The sequence below is a fragment of the Pseudomonas sp. B21-017 genome, from assembly GCF_024749245.1.
In the GTDB taxonomy this organism is placed as follows: Bacteria; Pseudomonadota; Gammaproteobacteria; order Pseudomonadales; family Pseudomonadaceae; genus Aquipseudomonas.
In genome coordinates this window covers 2,232,256-2,251,037 of the sequence record NZ_CP087194.1, presented here as the reverse complement: position 1 = coordinate 2,251,037, position 18,782 = coordinate 2,232,256, and the positions used below count along the sequence as shown (strand labels likewise).

Here is an 18,782-nt window from a genome sequence, read left to right as displayed (position 1 = left end):
TCCTCAGGCTGGATGCCTTTAGGTCACAGCACCGCCGATTTGGCGGCGCGCAGCAATCGATCGGACAACTCTCCTGGCCCCAGCGCCCGCGCCAGCGCCAAACCACCCACCATCAAGGCGATGTCGGCCAAGACCTTGTCGATGTCTTCCGGGCTGGCTGCCAACTGCGCGACCATCAATTCAATATGTTCATTCAACGCCACACGAAATTCGTCCGGCAGACGGCCCAGTTCACTGATCGACGCTGGAACCGGGCATGCCTGCTCGGTGGAATCACGGTGTTTGCGCGACAGGTAGAACGCTGCGACCAACGCGCGACGCTCTTCGCCGGTCAACTCGGCATCCATGTCGGCGATCAAGTCACGACGATGGCTGAGCAGCTGCTTGAACGCTTCCAGCATCAACGCGTCCTTGCTCTCGAAGTGCGCGTAGAAACCGCCGACCGTCAGCCCGGCCGCGCCCATCACTTCACCCACGCTCGGCTCGGCCGGGCCGCGCTGGATCAGCGCTGCACTGGCAGCCTTGAGGATGCGTTCGCGGGTTTGAGCTTTTTTATCGTTCATCGTTGCCTCCGAATATTACGACTAGAATATTATTCTCATAATAATTTTCCGCAAGTCGTGGATGTGACCGCTGGTCTGAAGAACAGTGTTGGGGAAAAAGGAGATTTGGCCAAACGCCAGACAAACAAAAGGGCCATTCAATAATTGAATGACCCTTAAAAATCCCGCAAAGCGGGTAATCGTGGCGTCCCCTAGGGGACTCGAACCCCTGTTACCGCCGTGAAAGGGCGGTGTCCTAGGCCACTAGACGAAGGGGACGCAAACCCTTCTATACAACTGATCAGTGCTGAGAGCTGATCGATTCAAGGCCGGTGTGGCCAGACCTTGAACTGTAAAATTGGTGGAGCTAGACGGGATCGAACCGTCGACCTCTTGCATGCCATGCAAGCGCTCTCCCAGCTGAGCTATAGCCCCGGATTTTTCGCCTCGCGGCGGAGCGATATCTTGCAACATCGCTTCTGTAAAACTGGCGTCCCCTAGGGGACTCGAACCCCTGTTACCGCCGTGAAAGGGCGGTGTCCTAGGCCACTAGACGAAGGGGACGCAAACCCTTCTATACAACTGATCAACGCTGAGTGTTGATCGCTTCAAGGCCGGTGTGGCCAGACCTTGAAGTGTAAATTGGTGGAGCTAGACGGGATCGAACCGTCGACCTCTTGCATGCCATGCAAGCGCTCTCCCAGCTGAGCTATAGCCCCTCATCGCTGAGGACGGGGCGAATCTTAATGGCGCATCGGAAAGCTGTCAAACTTATTTTTCAAAAAATTTAAAATTTTTTGCCGACATAACAATCACTTACCGCCCTCCCCCCGTAAATTCGGGGGAAGCGCCGAAGATCAGGATCAAAAGATCGCGGCCTTCGGCAGCTCCTACTGAGTCAAACGCCGTCAGGCAATCGCGCCCAGAAGCTTTTCCCACTCTTTGTTTTCTTTCTTCGACACGCCGCCCAGCAGGTCAATGGCCTGGCGCAGACGGAAACGGGTCAGGTCCGGACCGAGGATTTCCATCGCGTCGAGTACCGATACCGAACTGGCCTGCCCGGTGATCGCAGCAAACATCAGCGGCATGGCGTCACGCAGCTTCAGCTCCAGGGATTCGACCACCGCCTGAATCGTTGCAGTGATGCTGTCCTTCTCCCACTGACGCAGGCTTTCCAGCTTCCACAGGATCAATTGCATCAACTGACGAACCTGATCGCCCGAGAGCTTCTTGGATTCGAACAGTTTAGCGTCCGGATTCACGCCACCAGCGAAGAAGAAGCCAGCCAGCGGTGCGACCTGGCTGAAGGTTTCAACCCGGCCCTGCACGTGCGGCGCGATCTTCATCATGTATTCAGGGTTCAGCGCCCACTTCTGCACGCGAGCGGCGAACTCTTCCACCGGCAGGTCACGCAGCCACTGGCCGTTGAGCCACGACAGTTTCTCGATGTCGAAAATCGGCCCGCCAAGCGAGACGCGGCTCAGGTCGAAGTTGTCGACCATTTCCTGCAGGGAGAACTTCTCGCGCTCGTCCGGCATCGACCAGCCCATGCGGCCCAGGTAGTTGAGCATCGCTTCCGGCATGAAGCCCATGCGCTCGTAGAACGTCACCGAGGTCGGGTTCTTGCGCTTGGACAGCTTGCTCTTGTCCGGGTTACGCAGCAGCGGCATGTAGCACAGCTGCGGCTGTTCCCAGCCGAAGTACTCGTACAGCAGGATCAGTTTCGGTGCCGAAGGCAGCCATTCTTCCCCGCGCAGCACGTGGGTGATGCCCATCAGGTGGTCGTCGACCACGTTGGCCAGGAAGTACGTCGGCAGGCCGTCGGTCTTCATCAGCACTTGCATGTCCATGCGATCCCACGGGATCTCGACGTCGCCACGCAGCATGTCCGGCACCACGCACACGCCTTCGGTCGGCACTTTCATGCGGATCACGTGGGGTTCGCCGGCAGCCAGGCGGCGCGCGACTTCTTCCTTGGACAGCAACAGCGCACGGCCGTCGTAACGCGGGGTCTCACCGCGGGCCATTTGCTCGGCGCGCATCTGGTCCAGTTCTTCGGCGGTGCAGAAGCATGGGAAGGCATGGCCCATGTCTACCAGTTGCTGGCAGTACTTCTGGTAGATATCGCCGCGCTCACTCTGACGGTAAGGACCGTGCGGGCCGCCGACATCCGGGCCTTCGCTCCAGTCGATACCCAACCAGCGCAGGGCGTCGAAAATCTGCTGTTCGGACTCGCGGGTCGAACGCAGTTGGTCGGTGTCTTCGATCCGCAGGATGAACTCTCCGCCATGCTGCTTGGCAAAGCAGTAGTTGAACAAAGCGATGTAAGCGGTACCTACGTGGGGGTCCCCGGTAGGCGATGGCGCGATGCGAGTGCGGACGGTGGTCATGGCATGTCTCAAAAAGAATGAAAAGCGAAGATCAAACAAGGGGCGAATGGTAACAGGCGATAGCCGCCCGGCTCCAGTGAGTGCGGGATTTAAGCGCCGCAGGAGCTGCCAAGGCTGCGATCTTTTGACTTTGCCTGTAAAAACAAGATCAAAAGATCGCAGCCTTCGGCAACTGCTACAGAGGGAGCGTCAAACCGCGATCAACCGCTCCCGCAGCTTGCCGATTTCGTCGCGCAGCTGCGCCGCGGCTTCGAACTCCAGGTCGCGGGCGAGCTGGTACATCTTCTCTTCCAGCTGACGAATGCGCTTGGTGATCTCGCTCGGCGAACGCAATTCGGCTTCGTATTTGGCGCTTTCCTCGGCAGCCTTGGCCATGCCTTTGCGCTTCTTGCTGCGCGAACCCGGCACAGTCGCGCCTTCCATAATGTCGGCGACGTCCTTGAACACCCCTTTGGGCGTAATGCCGTTGGCCAGGTTGAAGGCGATCTGCTTGTCGCGACGACGCTCGGTTTCGCCGATTGCCCGCTCCATGGAACCAGTAATCCGATCCGCATACAGAATCGCCCGGCCATTAAGGTTGCGTGCCGCCCGGCCAATGGTCTGGATCAGCGAGCGTTCGGAGCGCAGGAAACCCTCCTTGTCCGCATCAAGAATCGCCACCAGCGAGACTTCCGGCATGTCCAGGCCTTCACGCAGCAGGTTGATCCCCACCAGCACATCGAAGGTGCCGAGGCGCAAGTCACGGATGATCTCGACCCGCTCCACGGTGTCGATGTCCGAGTGCAGATAACGCACGCGCACGCCGTGATCGGCCAGGTAATCGGTCAAATCCTCGGACATGCGTTTGGTCAGCGTGGTCACCAGCACCCGCTCTTCCAGGGCTACGCGCTTGGTGATTTCCGAGAGCAAGTCGTCGACCTGAGTCAGCGCCGGACGGATTTCGATCTGCGGGTCCACCAGGCCAGTCGGGCGCACCACTTGCTCGACCACGCGCCCTGCGTGCTCCGCCTCGTAATTGCCCGGTGTGGCCGAGACAAATATTGTCTGCGGACTGATGCCTTCGAACTCGTCGAAACGCATCGGCCGGTTATCCAGCGCCGATGGCAGGCGGAAGCCGTATTCCACCAGCGTTTCCTTACGGGACCGGTCGCCCTTATACATGGCACCGACCTGCGGCACGCTGACGTGGGATTCGTCGATCACCAGCAAGGCGTCGGCTGGCAGGTAGTCAAACAACGTGGGCGGCGCCTCGCCGGATGCACGGCCCGACAGGTAGCGCGAGTAGTTTTCAATGCCGTTGCAGTAACCCAGCTCCAGAATCATCTCCAGGTCGAAACGGGTGCGTTGCTCCAGCCGCTGGGCTTCCACTAGCTTGTTGTTGGAGCGCAGGTATTCCAGGCGCTCCTGCAACTCGACCTTGATCCCCTCGACGGCGTCGAGCAGGGTTTCCCGAGGCGTCACGTAATGGCTCTTCGGATAGAAGGTGAAGCGCGGCAGCTTGCGGATGACTTCGCCCGTCAGCGGATCGAAGGCGGACAGGCTTTCCACCTCGTCATCGAACAGCTCGATGCGGATCGCCTCAAAATCGGATTCCGCCGGGTGGATATCAATCACATCGCCGCGCACCCGGAAAGTCGCCCGGGCGAAGTCCACGTCGTTGCGGGTGTATTGCAGGTCGGCCAGGCGACGCAACAGCGCACGCTGGTCGAGCTTGTCGCCGCGATCCACGTGCAACACCATCTTCAAATAGGTTTCCGGGCTGCCCAGACCGTAGATGCACGACACCGTGGTGACAATGATTGCGTCTTTGCGTTCCAGCAGCGCTTTGGTCGCGGACAGGCGCATCTGCTCGATGTGGTCGTTGATCGAGGCGTCCTTCTCAATGAAGGTGTCGGACGACGGCACATAGGCTTCGGGCTGGTAGTAGTCGTAATAGGAGACGAAGTATTCAACGGCGTTGTTCGGGAAGAACGCCTTGAACTCGCCGTACAACTGCGCAGCCAGGGTCTTGTTCGGCGCCAGCACCAGCGTCGGGCGCTGCACTTGGGCGATCACGTTGGCGATGCTGAAGGTCTTGCCCGAGCCGGTCACACCGAGCAGCGTCTGGTGCGCCAGCCCGGCCTCGATGCCCTCGACCATCAGACGGATGGCTTCCGGCTGATCGCCGGCGGGCTCGAAGCGGGTGACTAGCTGGAATTCAGACATACATACCTCTGGTTCACTCTTGCCCGGTTAAGCCGGACAGGAACGAGAAAGACCGCAAACGACCGATGTCGCCCGAGGAAAAAACTGGATTGTGCTCAATGTGGAGCCGATTGCCATCCCTTTCAAGGCAAACGTCCTACATCGGGTAAAACCTTTGACGACGTCGCTCGACCAACGATCGAAAAATAATTGGAAAAACTTACCGTAAAAGCCGAATCGCCTGTCGCCATCAATCGCTGATGGCCTCTATACTAGCTCCCCGTTTGTGCACCGCTCTAGTGCATTCGGCTGGAGCGCGACACGTCCCTCCACACTCCATTCAGAGCCGCCGCAATAATGAGCCTGTTCTCCGCTGTCGAAATGGCACCACGCGATCCAATCCTGGGCCTCAACGAAGCATTCAATGCCGATACCCGTACCACCAAGGTCAACCTGGGGGTCGGTGTTTACTGCGACGAGCAAGGGCGAATCCCTCTCCTGCGCGCCGTTGTCGAAGCCGAGACGATTCGCGCCGCTCAACACGTTTCCCGTGGCTACTTGCCGATCGACGGCATCGCCGCCTACGACCAGGCCGTGCAGAAACTGCTGTTCGGCAATGACTCGCCACTGATCGCTGCTGGCCGGGTCATCACCACCCAGGCCGTCGGCGGTACTGGCGCGCTGAAAATCGGTGCCGATTTCCTCAAGCAACTGCTGCCGAACGCCGTCGTGGCGATCAGCGACCCGAGCTGGGAAAACCACCGCGCACTGTTCGAAACCGCTGGTTTCCCAGTACAGAACTATCGCTACTATGACGCCGCCACCCACGACGTTAACCGCGCCGGCCTGCTGGAAGACCTGAACGCCCTGCCGTCCGGCTCCATCGTTGTGCTGCACGCTTGCTGCCACAACCCGACTGGCGTCGACTTGAGCCCGGCGGACTGGAAAAACGTGCTGGACGTGGTGAAAGCCAAAGGTCACATTCCATTCCTCGACATGGCCTACCAGGGCTTTGGCGACGGTATCGATGAAGACGCTGCCGCTGTGCGCCTGTTCGCCGAATCGAACCTGACCTTCTTCGTTTCCAGCTCGTTCTCCAAATCCTTCTCGCTGTACGGCGAGCGCGTTGGCGCCCTGTCGATCGTCAGCGAATCGAAAGAAGAAAGCGCGCGCGTGCTGTCGCAAGTCAAACGCGTGATCCGCACCAACTACTCCAACCCGCCGACCCACGGTGCAAGCATCGTCGCCGCTGTGCTGAACAGCCCGGTATTGCGTGCCCAGTGGGAAGAAGAACTGGCAGAAATGCGTCTGCGGATTCGCGGCATGCGCACCCAGATGGTCGACCTGCTGGCGAAAAACGCTCCACAGCGCGATTTCAGCTTCGTCGGTCGCCAGCGCGGCATGTTCTCCTACTCCGGCCTGACGGTTGAGCAAGTGACCCGTCTGCGCAACGAGTTCGGCATCTACGCCCTGGACACCGGCCGCATCTGCGTTGCCGCGCTGAACCAGAGCAACATCGACGCCGTGACCAAGGCCATCGTTCAGGTGATCTGAGTCGTCGCGTGACATGAAAACGGGAAGCCAAAATGGCTTCCCGTTTTTTATTGGCCTCAGATAAATCTCAAAGCAGCCGCTGCGCCCTTTAAACTCCCACAGGCTTTATGTACACCCGAGAATTCTTGCGAGAACCCACATGAAAAACGACGACCTACGCGCCGACCGCGATGAACTGGACCACTTCGTGCCCCGCTCCTCGGCCAAACGCGGTAATAACCTGGTGCTGCAAGTGGCCGCGGGCGTGTTCCTTGGCGGCCTGGCCTTGTGGCTGGTGCAACTGGCCGCCACGATGCTGTATGCCAAGCTGATGCTCGGCACTATCACTTTTGGCGGTTAGGCCAATTCGCTCGCACGCTGGCTGGCCGCGTCGTCATAGGCGACATAAAGCGACTCGGCCACCTGACTTTTGATCGCCTTGGTGCTTTCCAGGCCCAGGACAAAACCTTCGGCCTTGCCGCCTGCGCGGTTCAGTTCTTCAGCGGTGCTGGCCTGAGTGATTGCGTCGAACAGTTTCTCGGCGTGCGGGCCGACACCTTTGGGCAAGCTGATCTGAGCAATGCTCATGGGAACACCCCACTGTTTCGGGGTGTGAAGGCTGGGTGATTCATGGCGCGTACCTTTTCGGCTGAGGGCCGGCAGCGCGTGTCACCACTTCCGGGCAGCCATGGTAGACCTCTCCCACGCTTCTGGTAACCGCCGATGGCCGATAAACCTCCCTCTGATCCGATGAAAACATCAAATTGCCAACAGAGGCTTGACTTCTCTTTTTGAATCAGTAACATACACGCCATTCCGCGATAGCTCAGTTGGTAGAGCAAGTGACTGTTAATCACTGGGTCCCTGGTTCGAGTCCAGGTCGTGGAGCCAGACAGCAAAACCGAAAAAGCCCCTGAATCGAAAGATTCAGGGGCTTTTTTGTGTTTGCCATAAAGTCAAAAGATCGCAGACCGCAATCTTTTGACTATCTATCTTTAGACATGCTCACTGCTTTTCGCATGCACCGCCCGCAAATCGGCGTGCCCATGGTCCATCTCCACCACCGGAATCTCATTCCCGTCGCAGTCGCGCAGTTTACCTTCGCTGAAGTAGTCCCCTTCCCGCAGCGCCGCCAGGTCTTGATAACGCAGGACTCGTTCAGTACCGGCGGCAAATACCGATTGCTGGTCCGAGTTGCCGGCCGTGAGGTGGTTGAAGGTCAGGTTCAGCACGATGGCCATGATCGCCGAGGAGCTGATGCCCGAGTGGAAGATCGTCGAGAACCAGCTGGGAAAGTGGTCGTAGAAGTTCGGGGCGGCGATAGGGATCATGCCGAAACCGATGGAAGTGGCGACGATGATCAGGTTGACGTTGTTGCGGTAGTCGACCTTGGACAGCGTCCGAATGCCGCTGGCGGCGACGGTACCGAACAGCACGATGCCGGCGCCACCAAGTACGGAGGTTGGCACGGCGGCGATGACCCGTCCCATGAACGGCAGCAACCCAAGCACCACCAGAAACACACCACCGGTGGCCACCACGAAACGGCTCTTGATCCCGGTGACCGCCACCAGCCCGACGTTCTGGGCGAAGGCGCTCTGAGTGAAGGAGCCGAAGATTGGCGCGATCATGCTCGACAGCATGTCTGCACGCAAACCGTTGCCCAGGCGTTTTGAGTCGACCTTGGTGCCGATGATTTCACCGACGGCGAGGATATCGGCCGAGGTTTCCACCAGGGTCACCATGATCACGATGCACATCGACAGGATCGCGGCGAAGTGGAAGGTCGGCATGCCGAAATGGAACGGCGCCGGAAAGCCGAACATCGGCCCTTGGGTAACGGACGAGAAATCCGCCATGCCGAGGAACACAGCGATGACCGTGCCGATGACCATCGCCAGGAGGATCGACAAACGGGAAATGGTCGCGCTGCCGATCTTGCTCAATAGCAACACCAGCACCAGCGTCATCGCCGCCAGACCGATGTTCGCCATGCTGCCGAAATCCGGCGCATGGCTGTTGCCACCCATGGCCCAGCGCGCGGCCACCGGCATCAGCGTCAAGCCGATAGTGGTGATCACAATGCCCGTCACCAGCGGTGGAAAGAACTTGGTAATCCTTGAGAACACCGGCGTGATCAGCAAACCGATCAACGACGCGGCAATCACCGCCCCGAGAATCGACTGAAAGCCACCCTCCCCGCCACTGCTGACTATCGCGACCATGGTCGCAACGCCGGAGAACGACACGCCCTGCACCAGCGGCAACTGACAACCGAAAAACGGCAAACCCAGGGTTTGCAGCAATGTCGCCAGCCCCCCTGCAAACAATGAAGCAGCAATCAACAAACCGATGTCTGCCGGCGAGAGCCCGGCCGCCTGGCCGATGATCAAAGGCACCGCGACGATACCGCCGTACATGGTCAGAACGTGTTGCAGGCCATAAGCCATATTCGCGCCGATCCCAAGGTTTTCGTCCTCGGGCCGTTGGTGTGAAACATGGGGCGTTTTCATGGTTGGGGGGTTCCCTGGTTTTTGTTATGCGCACACTGTATTCAATACTCAGGACAACTGTCTATAGAGTTGTATACAACTGCCCAGTCAGATTATGGACACTTGTCCACGCCACCCTTTGGCCATAGCGCCTCCAACCCCAAACGTCTTGAAATACATCCCTGCGCCCCTATCCCTCCTCACCGCTAATCTTTTGCTTTCCAAGCGACCGCCGGCACGGACGCCTCCTCGCTTATACATATAAAGTATGCATAATGAAGTCATTCGAGATTCAGTATCACAGGGCAAAGAACGCGGCCAACAAACTAAAACATCAAGGCATCAGCCTCGCAGAGACAGAACCGGTGTTTTATGACGAACGAGCCCTGACTTTTCAGGACAACCATCATGATGAGCAGCGGTGGATCATCATGGGGCTGGATGCCAAAGGTCGCTTGCTGGTCGTTGCGTACACCTATCGCGACCCGAATTTCGTGCGAATCATTTCCGCACGCGTCGCCACCAAAGGCGAGCGTCGCCACTATTTGGAGGCTTGAACGATGAAAGACGAATACGACTTCAGCAACGCCAAGCGTGGAGCAATTGCCACAAGCAAAGGCAAGACCCGAATCACCATCATGCTCGATGATGTCGTCATAGAGGCTGCACGCGCTCTGGCAGAAAACGAGGGGTATGGCTACCAGACAGTGATCAACAATACTTTGCGCCAGGTGTTGCTCAGCGATAAAGGCAAAGCGGCGAAGCCCGATGAGAACACCGCAGGTACAAACGTCGGGCATTTCAAAAAAGGCATAACCGCCTCGGAGCTGAAAAGCCTGGAGAAAAAATTGTCAGAGGCCCTCAGCGAAATCCATCACGTGATGGAGCTAGAAGTTCGTTCCTAGACACAAACCGCTTGAGTCGGCCAAATAAAAAAGGGCGGATTGATCAGATCCGCCCTTCGCGTGGTGCTCAGTTTGCCTGCGGCACCGGCTCGATCAACCGCTCCAGCACCGGCTCCAACGCCTCCGTCGCTGGTACCCGAATGTCGAACTCACGTTCCAGCAACCCGATCAACTCATCCACATCCGTCACCTGCCGCCGCTCGCTCTCGCTGCCCAAGCGGTGAATGGCAAAACTGCCATTGTTCAGCGTGCGTCGCCATCCCTCCCCCGTCCGCGCCACCATCAATTGTTTGACGAAGGGCGATTCAGGATGAGTCGAGACGTACCAGTTACCGAGGGTGTAATCGATGTCTTCCTGACGTTGCAGATCGAAGATGTACATCGCCCGCCATTCACCGCCGACGTTGGCACGCAGGGTGTAACCGTCTGCATGCTGTTCGATGCGATAGGGTTCGTGGGGAGTGAGCTGTTCGTCCTCGGTGTCGAGGATCAGCGGTGCGGTGGGCACCATGCCGCCGAAGCCGACGTCGGTGATGTAGCGCACGCCGTCAAGGATCACCAGGCTCAAGCGGTGAGTGCGTGCGGTCCATGCGCCTTCGGGCTGGTTCATGACTACGCGACCGGTGATGCCGCGCGCCTCGAACCCCAGCGTCTGCAGCAAGGCCAGGAACAGGTTGTTGAGTTCGTAGCAGTAGCCACCGCGACCGTCGTGCAACACTTTCTGCTCGATCGACGGCAGGTCGATGAGTACCGGTTGACCCAGCAGCGTGGTGAGGTTTTCGAACGGAAAAGCACCGGTGTGGTGCAACTGCAATTGACGCAGGGTTTCCAGGGTCGGCGCCGGGGGCGCGTCGAAACCCAGGCGTTGCAGGTACAGCGCAAGATTTGTCAGTCGTGGTTCGCTCATCGCTCAATCCTTATGCATGTAGCCCGCGGATCGCTCCGCCGATGGCCGCCATGTATAAGGGAAAAAGTGCTCGGGCCGATAATTGATTTCGCCAATCGCCGCTCACACTAAAACTATCGCCGTTTGCGTGAACCCAATCGAATCCACGTCGGCGCGTGATCGCTGGCATGAGACTCGTTGCGAACCCAGGCGTCGACGCCGGCCTCTCGCAGATAAGGACTCGCTGCCTGATTGAGCAGCAGATGATCGATGCGCAGTCCCGAGTTTTTCTGCCAGTGCTGCCGGAAGTAGTCCCAGAAGGTGTAGATCCGCTCCTCTGGATACAGATGGCGCAGGGAATCAGTCCAGCCCTGATCCAGCAGACGCTGATAACACGCACGACTCTCGGGTTGCAGCAGCGCGTCCTTGAGCCAGGAGCGTGGGTTGTAGATGTCCATATCGGTGGGCACCACGTTGTAGTCGCCGGCCAGCACCACCGGATGCTCGCTGCTCTGCAGGTCCTTGGCGTACGAGATCAGCCGCTCGAACCACGCCAGTTTGTAATCGAACTTCGGCCCCGGCTGCGGATTGCCGTTGGGCAAGTACAGACACCCCACCAGAACCCCGTGCACGGCCGCTTCGATGTAGCGGCTATGGGTGTCACTGTCATCGCCCGGCAGACCACGCCGACGCTCCAGCGGTTGCGCATCGCGCGCCAGAATCGCCACCCCGTTCCACGCCGCCTGGCCCTGCCAGATAGCGCCATAACCGGCCGCCTCCAGCTCGGCGGCAGGGAATGCCCCGTCCACCGATTTGAGTTCCTGCAGGCAGGCGATGTCTGGCTGCTCCCGCGCCAGCCACGCCAGTAGATTGGGCAGGCGTGCACGCATGCCGTTGACGTTGAAGGTGGCGATTTTCAGGTTGTTCATGGTCCGACGCTCGCAACGGATGGGCGGTATCCCATTGTGACCGGGGGCCGCCCCGGCAGTTGCCGTGGCGGATGTAACAGGCGACTAAAGGTGCGCGCTCTGCAGAGGGAAATCTTCCTGCGAGACCTTGAGCAACGGCAGCAGTGCATACCTGTCCACCGGACGACTGAGGTAAAAACCCTGCACTTCATGACACTGATCCGAGATCAGGAAGTCCAGTTGCTCCAGCGTCTCGACACCTTCGGCAGTCACCGTCAGGCCCATTGCCTTGCCCAGGTTGATGATCGCCTGTACCACGGCGCGATCATTGCTGCCGCTGCTCATGGACGAAATAAAGCGTTTGTCGATCTTGATCCCGTCGAACGGATACGTGCGCAAGTAACCCAGCGAGGAATAACCGGTGCCGAAGTCGTCCATGTTCAGGCGCACGCCCAACTCCTTGAGCGCATTCATGGTCGCCAAGGCGCCATCGACGTCGATGAGCATCACGTTTTCAGTGATCTCCAGCTCCAGCCGACTGGCGGGCAAGCGGGTCTGGATCAACGCTTCGCGCACGTCCTCAATCACATCGCTACGGGCGAATTGAACCGGTGACAGGTTGACCGACACCATCATCGCACCGGGCCAGGTCAGAGCGGTCTCGCACGCCTCGCGTAGCACCCAGCGGCCCAATGGCACGATCAGATCGGTTTGCTCGGCCAGCGGGATAAACGCGTCGGGACTCAACAAGCCTTGCACTGGATGCTGCCAGCGCAGCAGCGCTTCGACCGAGACGATGCGCTTGCCATCGACGTGATAACGCGGCTGGTAATGCATCACGAATTCGTTGTTCTTGATCGCCCGACGCAGGTCGGTTTCCAGTTGCCGGCGATGCTGGATCTGATCGTTCATGTGCGCGGCAAAATAGCACCAGGTCTTCTTGCCATCGGATTTGGCCTGATACAACGCGATATCGGCACACCGAATCAGCTCCTGTGGAATATGCCCCTGGCGCCGACTCAAGGCGATACCGATGCTCGCGCCGATGTGCAGCGAGTGATGGTCGTAGTGAATCGGCTGATGCAGGCTGTCGAGCAAGCGCTCGCAAAACCGGTCGATTTCCGCGTGGCTGTCCATGCCATGGAGCACCAGCACGAACTCGTCGCCCCCCAGTCGGGCGACCAGATCAATTTCTCGTGTGCACTCGCGCAAACGGGTGGCGACTTCCAGCAATACTGCATCGCCGGCCGGGTGGCCGAGGGAATCGTTGATCGGCTTGAAGTTATCCAGGTCGATCATCAACAACGTCAGCGCCGTCGACTGCTCTTTCAGTGCCAGCGCCTCATCGAGAAAACGCGCCAGTTTGTTGCGGTTCGGCAGGCCGGTCAGGGCATCGTGCAACGACAGATGCTGGATCTGCGCATGGGCGGCGACTTCGTCGGTGATGTCGCTGGCCGTTCCGCGATAGCCCAGCACTGCGCCCTTGCGCTGGATCGGCCGTGCCGACACCCGACAGACCCGCTGTTGCCCCGATTGATCGCGGTAGGAACAGCGCAAATGGCTGACGGCTTGCTCTTCATCGAGTTTGTTCAGCCACAGCGACAACGGCGTCGTATCGCAATTGAGCAATTGCCCGATGTTCTGTCCCAGCCACTGCTGATCGGAGAACCCGGTGACGGTGCTGAAGCGTCCCGACAGATAAGTGATGCAATGCTGGTCGTCGATTTCCCAGATCCAGTCGGACGCGGCCTCGGCTACCGCACGAAAACGCTCTTCACTGGCCTCCAGTGCCTGGTTCGACAAATCGAGGCTGGTGTAACTGGCATCCACATGCCCGGACGTGCGCAGGACATAGCGAAAGAAATAAGCGGTCAACAACGCCAGAACCAGCAGCGCCCCGCCCAGTGGCGGCAGCAGTGACCAAAGCAATTGATGACCCGGCCGCTGGAGCCGGGAGACCAGACTGTAACCGGTGCCAGCGAGGGCAATAGCGGGCTGACCGGGAGCGATGACGTTGTCGGGCGTCAGGCTCAAGTCGTGCAAACCGTAATCGACGCTCAAGGCGCTGAGCTTTTCAGGGTTCAGCTGGTCAACGTATATAAGCACCGAAGTGCTTTTGGGATCGACCGCCGGGCGTTCGTCATTGGGCACAATCGCAGCGGCCGACAGCAGCGCGGGTTTGCCCTCGAACAAGGTGTAGTGGCTGACGGGTTTGATGAGGTTCTCCTGATCCTGAACCTCGTCAATGAGCGTCGCCATCGAGGTCGACAGATAGGCCGCCGCCTCGTCCTGCACCTGAAGCCCACGCACCACGGCGTATTTTGTTCGCTGGGGATCGACCACGAAAACACCCTCGTAGTGGTCCATGGTGAACAGGGTCTTACCCAGGTTCTGCTCGACGTAGGCCCATTCCACATCGACCTCGCCGTTCAGGTGATCATAGGCCGACGTCCAGTTGGCATAACTGGCAATGTAGTTTTTCGTCGCGGTAATGCGGTTTTCCAGCGCGCGCTGGGTATAAAACGTGGTCTTGGCCAGGTCCTCGGCATCGAGCCGCCCGGCAATACTGAACAGGGCGATCAGCGCGATCAGCACCCCAACCACAAACAACAGACCGACCACCAACATCAGGTTGCGGGTAATCGGGGTATGGCGCGCAGGTGCAGCGGTGGTAACGGCAGACAAATCCATGCACTTGATCCTGTCAATCGATTGCTCGATCGGAATGAGACCGGTGGGCCGGTCGGTCAGGTGTGACAGCCAGGCTCTCTGCACTGACCATAGCAGGCATGCCCGATCATCGCTCCTGGATAACGCAAGTCATTGCCGCACTTGAAGAACCGGTCACAAGAACCATTGCCCATCGATGGCCGCAAGCGTCATCGATCCGAGCGCATCAGCGCCTCGACGCCCCCTTCCATCGACAACACCGCCGAGCGATTTCGCCCTGAGTGCTTGGCCTGGTACAGCGCCGCATCCGCGCGCTTGATCAACACTTCGGTGCTGTCGTGCGCTGTCGGCACAAACGAATAACAGCCAAGACTGACCGTCAGATAGCCCGTGGGCGAACCGCTGTGGGTGATGTTTTTGTCCATGACGCTGCGGCGGATTTGCTCGGCGATCGTCAGTGCTCCATGAATGTCGGTGTCCGGCAGCAACACCGCGAACTCTTCACCGCCGTAGCGCACCGCCAGATCGGCTTTGCGGTGACAGCAACTCTTCAGGGCCCGCGCCACTTCAGCCAGGCAATGGTCCCCGGCCACATGACCGTAAGTGTCGTTGTAGCGCTTGAAGTAATCGATATCGAGCATGATCAGGCCCAGCGAACTCGACCGCCGGGCACCGCGCCCGAACTCTTTCTCCAGCGCCCGTTCGAACAAGCGGCGGTTGGCCAACCCGGTCAGGCTGTCGTGGGTGGCGATCAGTTCCAGGGTTTTCTGCGCCTCGCGCAAATCCGCCTCGATGCGCTCGCCCGCGCGAACCTGATGAATGAACACCCAACCGAACAACCCCACGCCGAGGACAACCAGAGCGACGATCACACCGGATTGAATCGCCGTGTCGTACCAGTCCTTGAGGACCGCGTCTTTGGAGGATGCCGCCGCGACCACCACCGGATAGGCATCGAGCTGACGATAGCCATACAGCCGAGGGATGCCATCCACCACTGAGTCGATCATGGCGTTGCCGGACGTGGCGTTGGGCAAGAGTTTCTGAAAAATCTCGCCCTTAGCCAATGACCTGCCGATCTGCGATTCCACAAACGGCCGCCGCGCCAGCAGTGTTCCATCGGTCAATGCCAAAAACATCGCACCGTTGTCGTCGAGGCTGAAGCTTTTGAAGAACTGATCGAAGTACGACATCTTGATCCCGGCCAGCAACACACCCTGGAAATGACCGCTCTGATCGTTTATCCGCCTGGAAACCGGAATGATCCACTCGCCATTTTCCCGACTACGAATGGCCGGGCCGATGTGCGCCAGGGTTGAGATGTTTTGCTGGTGAAACCTGAAATACTCGCGATCCGCCACACCAGCCCCGCGGGGTAGATCCTCGAACGACGTCACGGCCCATTGCCCCTGCCTGTCGAACAGAAATATCCCGTGCAACTGATGCAGCGCCTGCACCCGCCGGGCGAAGGTTTTCTGCAGGCGTGGCGTCTGGGCAGCGTCGAAACCTTCAGCTTGAATCCAGTCCACCAGACTGGTCAGTACCAGATCGGCCTTCATGAACGTGTCTTCGGCCTGCTGCGCCATGGCTCGGGTCAGGTTCGACGACGACACCTCGGCCAACGCCAGGTCATGCCGACGCGACTGCTCCAGTTGCAGGTAAAGCAGCCCACAGAGACAAAGGCATACCGCCGCAATGAACAGCACCGCAGCCTTGAGCAAAGGCAGTCGCTTCAAGGCACCGCCGGACGCGTGCTGCGGATCGTGAATGGGGATAGGCAAAAGTGAGTCCTGGAAAAGGGTAAGACATGGGCAACGGCCCAAAGCCCCTATTTTTTTGAGCGTAGTCTACGGGGTTGTGCGGGATAAACAGAGGATTGAGGGATAAATGGTTGTGTTTTAATTCCATGACGCAAGGCAAAACCACATGACCTTGAAGAAGCTACGATTAACTGACATCACGACAGGAAATCGAAATGAGTAAGGTAGACGAGCTCGCCGCGAAGCTTAAACAATCCCGGCAAACCAGTGCCGACGCGACCATCGCCGATCAAGCCATCGATAGCTGGCCCGCCCAGGTCTACGAGCTGTATCACCAGATCGAAGCCTGGCTGCAACCACTGATCGAGGTGGGCCTGAAGCTGCGACGCAATTCCACCCATGTATTCGAGAGTGCGCCGGACGGCGCGACTTACGATTACGCCATCGACCAACTGCTGATCGAAGGCAACCACCACGGCATCACCTTCGATCCCGTCGCGCGCTTCACCGTCGACGGTGCCGGGCGGATCGAAATCCACTCGACAGGCAAGGAACTCGCCTTGTTACGAACCGTGAACGAACACGGCGAGACGCAGTGGTGGCTCCAGGCGAGCGAACAATCCGGACAACAACCGGATGCGATCGCGCTGACGGAACACAATTTGCTGCTGGCCGTGCAGGAAGGCTTGGGGCTTTAAGGCCTACAACTTGCTCTGCTCCGCTGCCACCGAGGGAGGCGCCGTTCGCCTCCCGTCCAGCGCCGGCCGCTCCGAAGGCAGATTCAACGCCCGCAATACCGGGGAGTCATAGCCATACACATCGGGCTTGAATGTCACGCGCCCATCAATACTCAGGTCCACCGTCCAGTAGGCCAACAGCACCGGCACTTTCACCGGGAGCCTGATGTTCTCTGTCTTGCCGTTGGCTAACTGTTTTTGAATCCCTTCGCTGTTCCAGTGAACCGGATCGTTGAACAACAGCTCCACCAATTGCAGCGGGTTTTCTACCCGAATACAGCCGGAGCTGGTCGCGCGATTGGATTTCGCGAACAAATCTCGATGCGGCGTGTCGTGCAGATAAATCGAATACTCATTGGGAAAACGAATCACTACCTGCCCCAGCGAGTTATCCGACCCCGCATCCTGCCGCAAGGTGAGACCGCGCGGGTTGTCCCAATCGACAGTGGACGGATCAAGCACATTGCCATCTCGATCGATCACGCGAATCCGGCTTGCCTCAAGGTAACCAGGATTGTCGCGAATCTTCGGAAGCATGTCCTTGAGCAGAATCGTCGGTGGTACGGTCCAGGTGGGGTTGAACGTGACGTAGGTGATCGCGGATTGAAAAATCGGCGTGCTGCGAAACGGTTTACCGACCTGCACCCGTGAGCGCCAGATCGGTTTGCCATCGCGATAGAACGCGACTTTATACCCGGCGATATCGACCACGACGAAGGTGCCCTGAAGTTTGTACAGCAGCCATCGCGCCCGCTCCATGTTCACCCGCACCTGATCGATTCGCGCCTCGACCGGTACATTCAGCTCCGTGAGTGTCGCCGGCCCCGCTACACCGTCCGCCCCAAGGTATTGCTCAGTCTGAAACTTCTTCACCGCCGCGGTGACGGCGTCGTCGTAGTCGGTGCGAGCAGTTCCTTGCGCGGCGAGATAACCGCCCGCCGCCAAACGCGTACGCAGTAGAGCAACCGAGGCGTCGTCCATGCCGGGCCTGAGCGTCTGCCCTTCCGGGATCTTTGGCCAGCCACCCCGATCACGAACCTTGCGCAGTTGCGCCAGGCCATGGCGCAACGTGCCGTAAACCGCTTCTTGGGGCGGCGCCTGGGCAAAGGCGCGCGCAATGTCATGGCTATCGAGGGCGGCAAAAAACTTATTGACGTCCTCCCGAGGATCGACGCCAGCGGGGTCGAAGTTCCAGTGGATGTCCAACCGCGAAGGGTCGACCTTGCCGCGCCGCAACTGCAGCAGCGCCGTGATGAACGTCCGGGTGGCGGAGATATCAAAGGCTGCCCGTTGCCCGGGGGTTGGGGAGGTTGTCTGCATCAGCGTGTGGGCCTCGGCCAACTCGGCGATCCGGAAATCCGCGGGGTTCAGGCCATCGGCCTGGGTATCACCCAAGCTTTTCAACAACTGGGCGACATCGTCATCGTCCGTCCAGGCGGCGCGATAGCCACGATGGCTATAAAAATCCAGCACGACTCGGTTCACATCGACCCGTTGATGACGCGGCGAGGTGAGCAGCGGCGGAAACGCCGAACTCAATGGCGCCAACTCCGCCTGAATCGCTTGGCCGACATAATCACCGGGAGCCGCTTCAGCCACAGTGCTAACGGGAGATGCCGGCTCAATCGGCGAAGTTTGCGCGATCGCAGTGCCGCTTATCAGAAAGCCCATAAAAAATATGCGGCTTATGACGAATAACCTTGTTAACTGCCCCATGGATAATCCTTAATCTTCCGTTTTCAACCGGCTAGCGTCGTGCGCGCTGCTAGACTCGA

At 59.0% G+C, this 18,782-nt stretch carries 15 protein-coding genes and 5 tRNA genes; 6 read left to right on the top strand and 14 right to left on the bottom strand.

All coding sequences use genetic code 11. From position 1 onward, the window contains the following. Window positions 1–23: 23 nt before the first annotated feature. From LOY28_RS10185 to uvrB, 7 genes are all read right to left on the bottom strand, one after another. Complete coding sequence (locus LOY28_RS10185; RefSeq protein WP_019582113.1) at window positions 24–563, bottom strand: TetR/AcrR family transcriptional regulator; 540 nt, start codon at window positions 561–563, stop codon at window positions 24–26. Between the two features lie 182 nt (window positions 564–745). Beyond that, a tRNA-Glu gene (locus LOY28_RS10180) sits at window positions 746–821 on the bottom strand. An 80-nt stretch (window positions 822–901) separates the two neighbouring features. Next, a tRNA-Ala gene (locus LOY28_RS10175) sits at window positions 902–977 on the bottom strand. Between the two features lie 53 nt (window positions 978–1,030). After that, window positions 1,031–1,106: transfer RNA gene (locus LOY28_RS10170), tRNA-Glu, on the bottom strand. A 79-nt stretch (window positions 1,107–1,185) separates the two neighbouring features. Then, window positions 1,186–1,261: transfer RNA gene (locus tag LOY28_RS10165), tRNA-Ala, on the bottom strand. Between the two features lie 189 nt (window positions 1,262–1,450). Next, on the bottom strand, window positions 1,451–2,932 hold the full coding sequence (gene gltX, locus LOY28_RS10160) for a glutamate--tRNA ligase (RefSeq protein ID WP_018928106.1): 1,482 nt from the start codon (window positions 2,930–2,932) through the stop codon (window positions 1,451–1,453). A 189-nt stretch (window positions 2,933–3,121) separates the two neighbouring features. After that, window positions 3,122–5,137 (bottom strand): excinuclease ABC subunit UvrB, encoded by a 2,016-nt coding sequence (gene uvrB / locus LOY28_RS10155; RefSeq protein WP_019582112.1) that lies wholly within the window; start codon window positions 5,135–5,137, stop codon window positions 3,122–3,124. Window positions 5,138–5,473: 336 nt separating this feature from the next. On the opposite strand from uvrB, the gene LOY28_RS10150 reads away from it, so the two are divergent. Both LOY28_RS10150 and LOY28_RS10145 read left to right on the top strand, forming a co-directional pair. After that, entirely contained in the window at window positions 5,474–6,670 is a 1,197-nt protein-coding gene (locus tag LOY28_RS10150) for an amino acid aminotransferase (protein ID WP_018928108.1), read from the top strand. A gap of 139 nt (window positions 6,671–6,809) precedes the next feature. Further along, window positions 6,810–7,010, top strand: a complete 201-nt coding sequence (locus LOY28_RS10145) for a hypothetical protein (protein WP_007935214.1) — start codon at window positions 6,810–6,812, stop codon at window positions 7,008–7,010. Here LOY28_RS10145 and LOY28_RS10140 read toward each other — a convergent pair. Further along, window positions 7,007–7,237, bottom strand: coding sequence for a hypothetical protein (locus LOY28_RS10140; RefSeq protein ID WP_018928109.1), 231 nt, complete (start codon window positions 7,235–7,237; stop codon window positions 7,007–7,009). The genes LOY28_RS10145 and LOY28_RS10140 overlap by 4 nt on opposite strands. A gap of 227 nt (window positions 7,238–7,464) precedes the next feature. On the opposite strand from LOY28_RS10140, the gene LOY28_RS10135 reads away from it, so the two are divergent. Beyond that, window positions 7,465–7,540, top strand: a tRNA-Asn gene (locus LOY28_RS10135). A gap of 104 nt (window positions 7,541–7,644) precedes the next feature. Here LOY28_RS10135 and LOY28_RS10130 read toward each other — a convergent pair. Beyond that, the gene (locus tag LOY28_RS10130) at window positions 7,645–9,162 is read right to left on the bottom strand and encodes a nucleobase:cation symporter-2 family protein (RefSeq protein WP_026286581.1); all 1,518 of its coding nucleotides are present in this window, start codon (window positions 9,160–9,162) and stop codon (window positions 7,645–7,647) included. Between the two features lie 254 nt (window positions 9,163–9,416). Here LOY28_RS10130 and LOY28_RS10125 point away from each other — a divergent pair, with 254 nt between their 5' ends. Together LOY28_RS10125 and LOY28_RS10120 are read left to right on the top strand one after the other, a co-directional pair. Then, on the top strand, window positions 9,417–9,698 hold the full coding sequence (locus LOY28_RS10125) for a BrnT family toxin (RefSeq protein ID WP_111453785.1): 282 nt from the start codon (window positions 9,417–9,419) through the stop codon (window positions 9,696–9,698). A gap of 3 nt (window positions 9,699–9,701) precedes the next feature. Continuing rightward, the gene (locus LOY28_RS10120) at window positions 9,702–10,046 is read left to right on the top strand and encodes a BrnA antitoxin family protein (protein WP_064616981.1); all 345 of its coding nucleotides are present in this window, start codon (window positions 9,702–9,704) and stop codon (window positions 10,044–10,046) included. Between the two features lie 67 nt (window positions 10,047–10,113). Here LOY28_RS10120 and LOY28_RS10115 read toward each other — a convergent pair whose 3' ends face one another. The 4 genes from LOY28_RS10115 to LOY28_RS10100 all read right to left on the bottom strand — a co-directional run bounded on the left by LOY28_RS10115 (window position 10,114) and on the right by LOY28_RS10100 (window position 16,291). Further along, the gene (locus tag LOY28_RS10115) at window positions 10,114–10,953 is read right to left on the bottom strand and encodes an arylamine N-acetyltransferase (RefSeq protein WP_258613593.1); all 840 of its coding nucleotides are present in this window, start codon (window positions 10,951–10,953) and stop codon (window positions 10,114–10,116) included. Window positions 10,954–11,066: 113 nt separating this feature from the next. Continuing rightward, complete coding sequence (gene xth, locus LOY28_RS10110) at window positions 11,067–11,861, bottom strand: exodeoxyribonuclease III (RefSeq protein WP_138867195.1); 795 nt, start codon at window positions 11,859–11,861, stop codon at window positions 11,067–11,069. An 84-nt stretch (window positions 11,862–11,945) separates the two neighbouring features. Next, window positions 11,946–14,531: an EAL domain-containing protein gene (locus tag LOY28_RS10105; protein ID WP_258613589.1), complete on the bottom strand. Its 2,586-nt coding sequence runs from the start codon at window positions 14,529–14,531 to the stop codon at window positions 11,946–11,948. A 188-nt stretch (window positions 14,532–14,719) separates the two neighbouring features. Next, window positions 14,720–16,291 carry a GGDEF domain-containing protein gene (locus LOY28_RS10100; protein ID WP_064616978.1) on the bottom strand — a complete coding sequence of 524 codons (1,572 nt, stop codon included), beginning with the start codon at window positions 16,289–16,291 and terminating at the stop codon, window positions 14,720–14,722. Window positions 16,292–16,485: 194 nt separating this feature from the next. Between LOY28_RS10100 and LOY28_RS10095 the strand changes: the two genes are divergently transcribed. After that, the gene (locus LOY28_RS10095) at window positions 16,486–16,968 is read left to right on the top strand and encodes a hypothetical protein (protein WP_018928117.1); all 483 of its coding nucleotides are present in this window, start codon (window positions 16,486–16,488) and stop codon (window positions 16,966–16,968) included. 3 nt (window positions 16,969–16,971) lie between these two features. Here LOY28_RS10095 and LOY28_RS10090 read toward each other — a convergent pair whose 3' ends face one another. Continuing rightward, on the bottom strand, window positions 16,972–18,723 hold the full coding sequence (locus LOY28_RS10090) for a murein L,D-transpeptidase (protein WP_258613585.1): 1,752 nt from the start codon (window positions 18,721–18,723) through the stop codon (window positions 16,972–16,974). Between the last annotated feature and the right edge of the window lie 59 nt (window positions 18,724–18,782).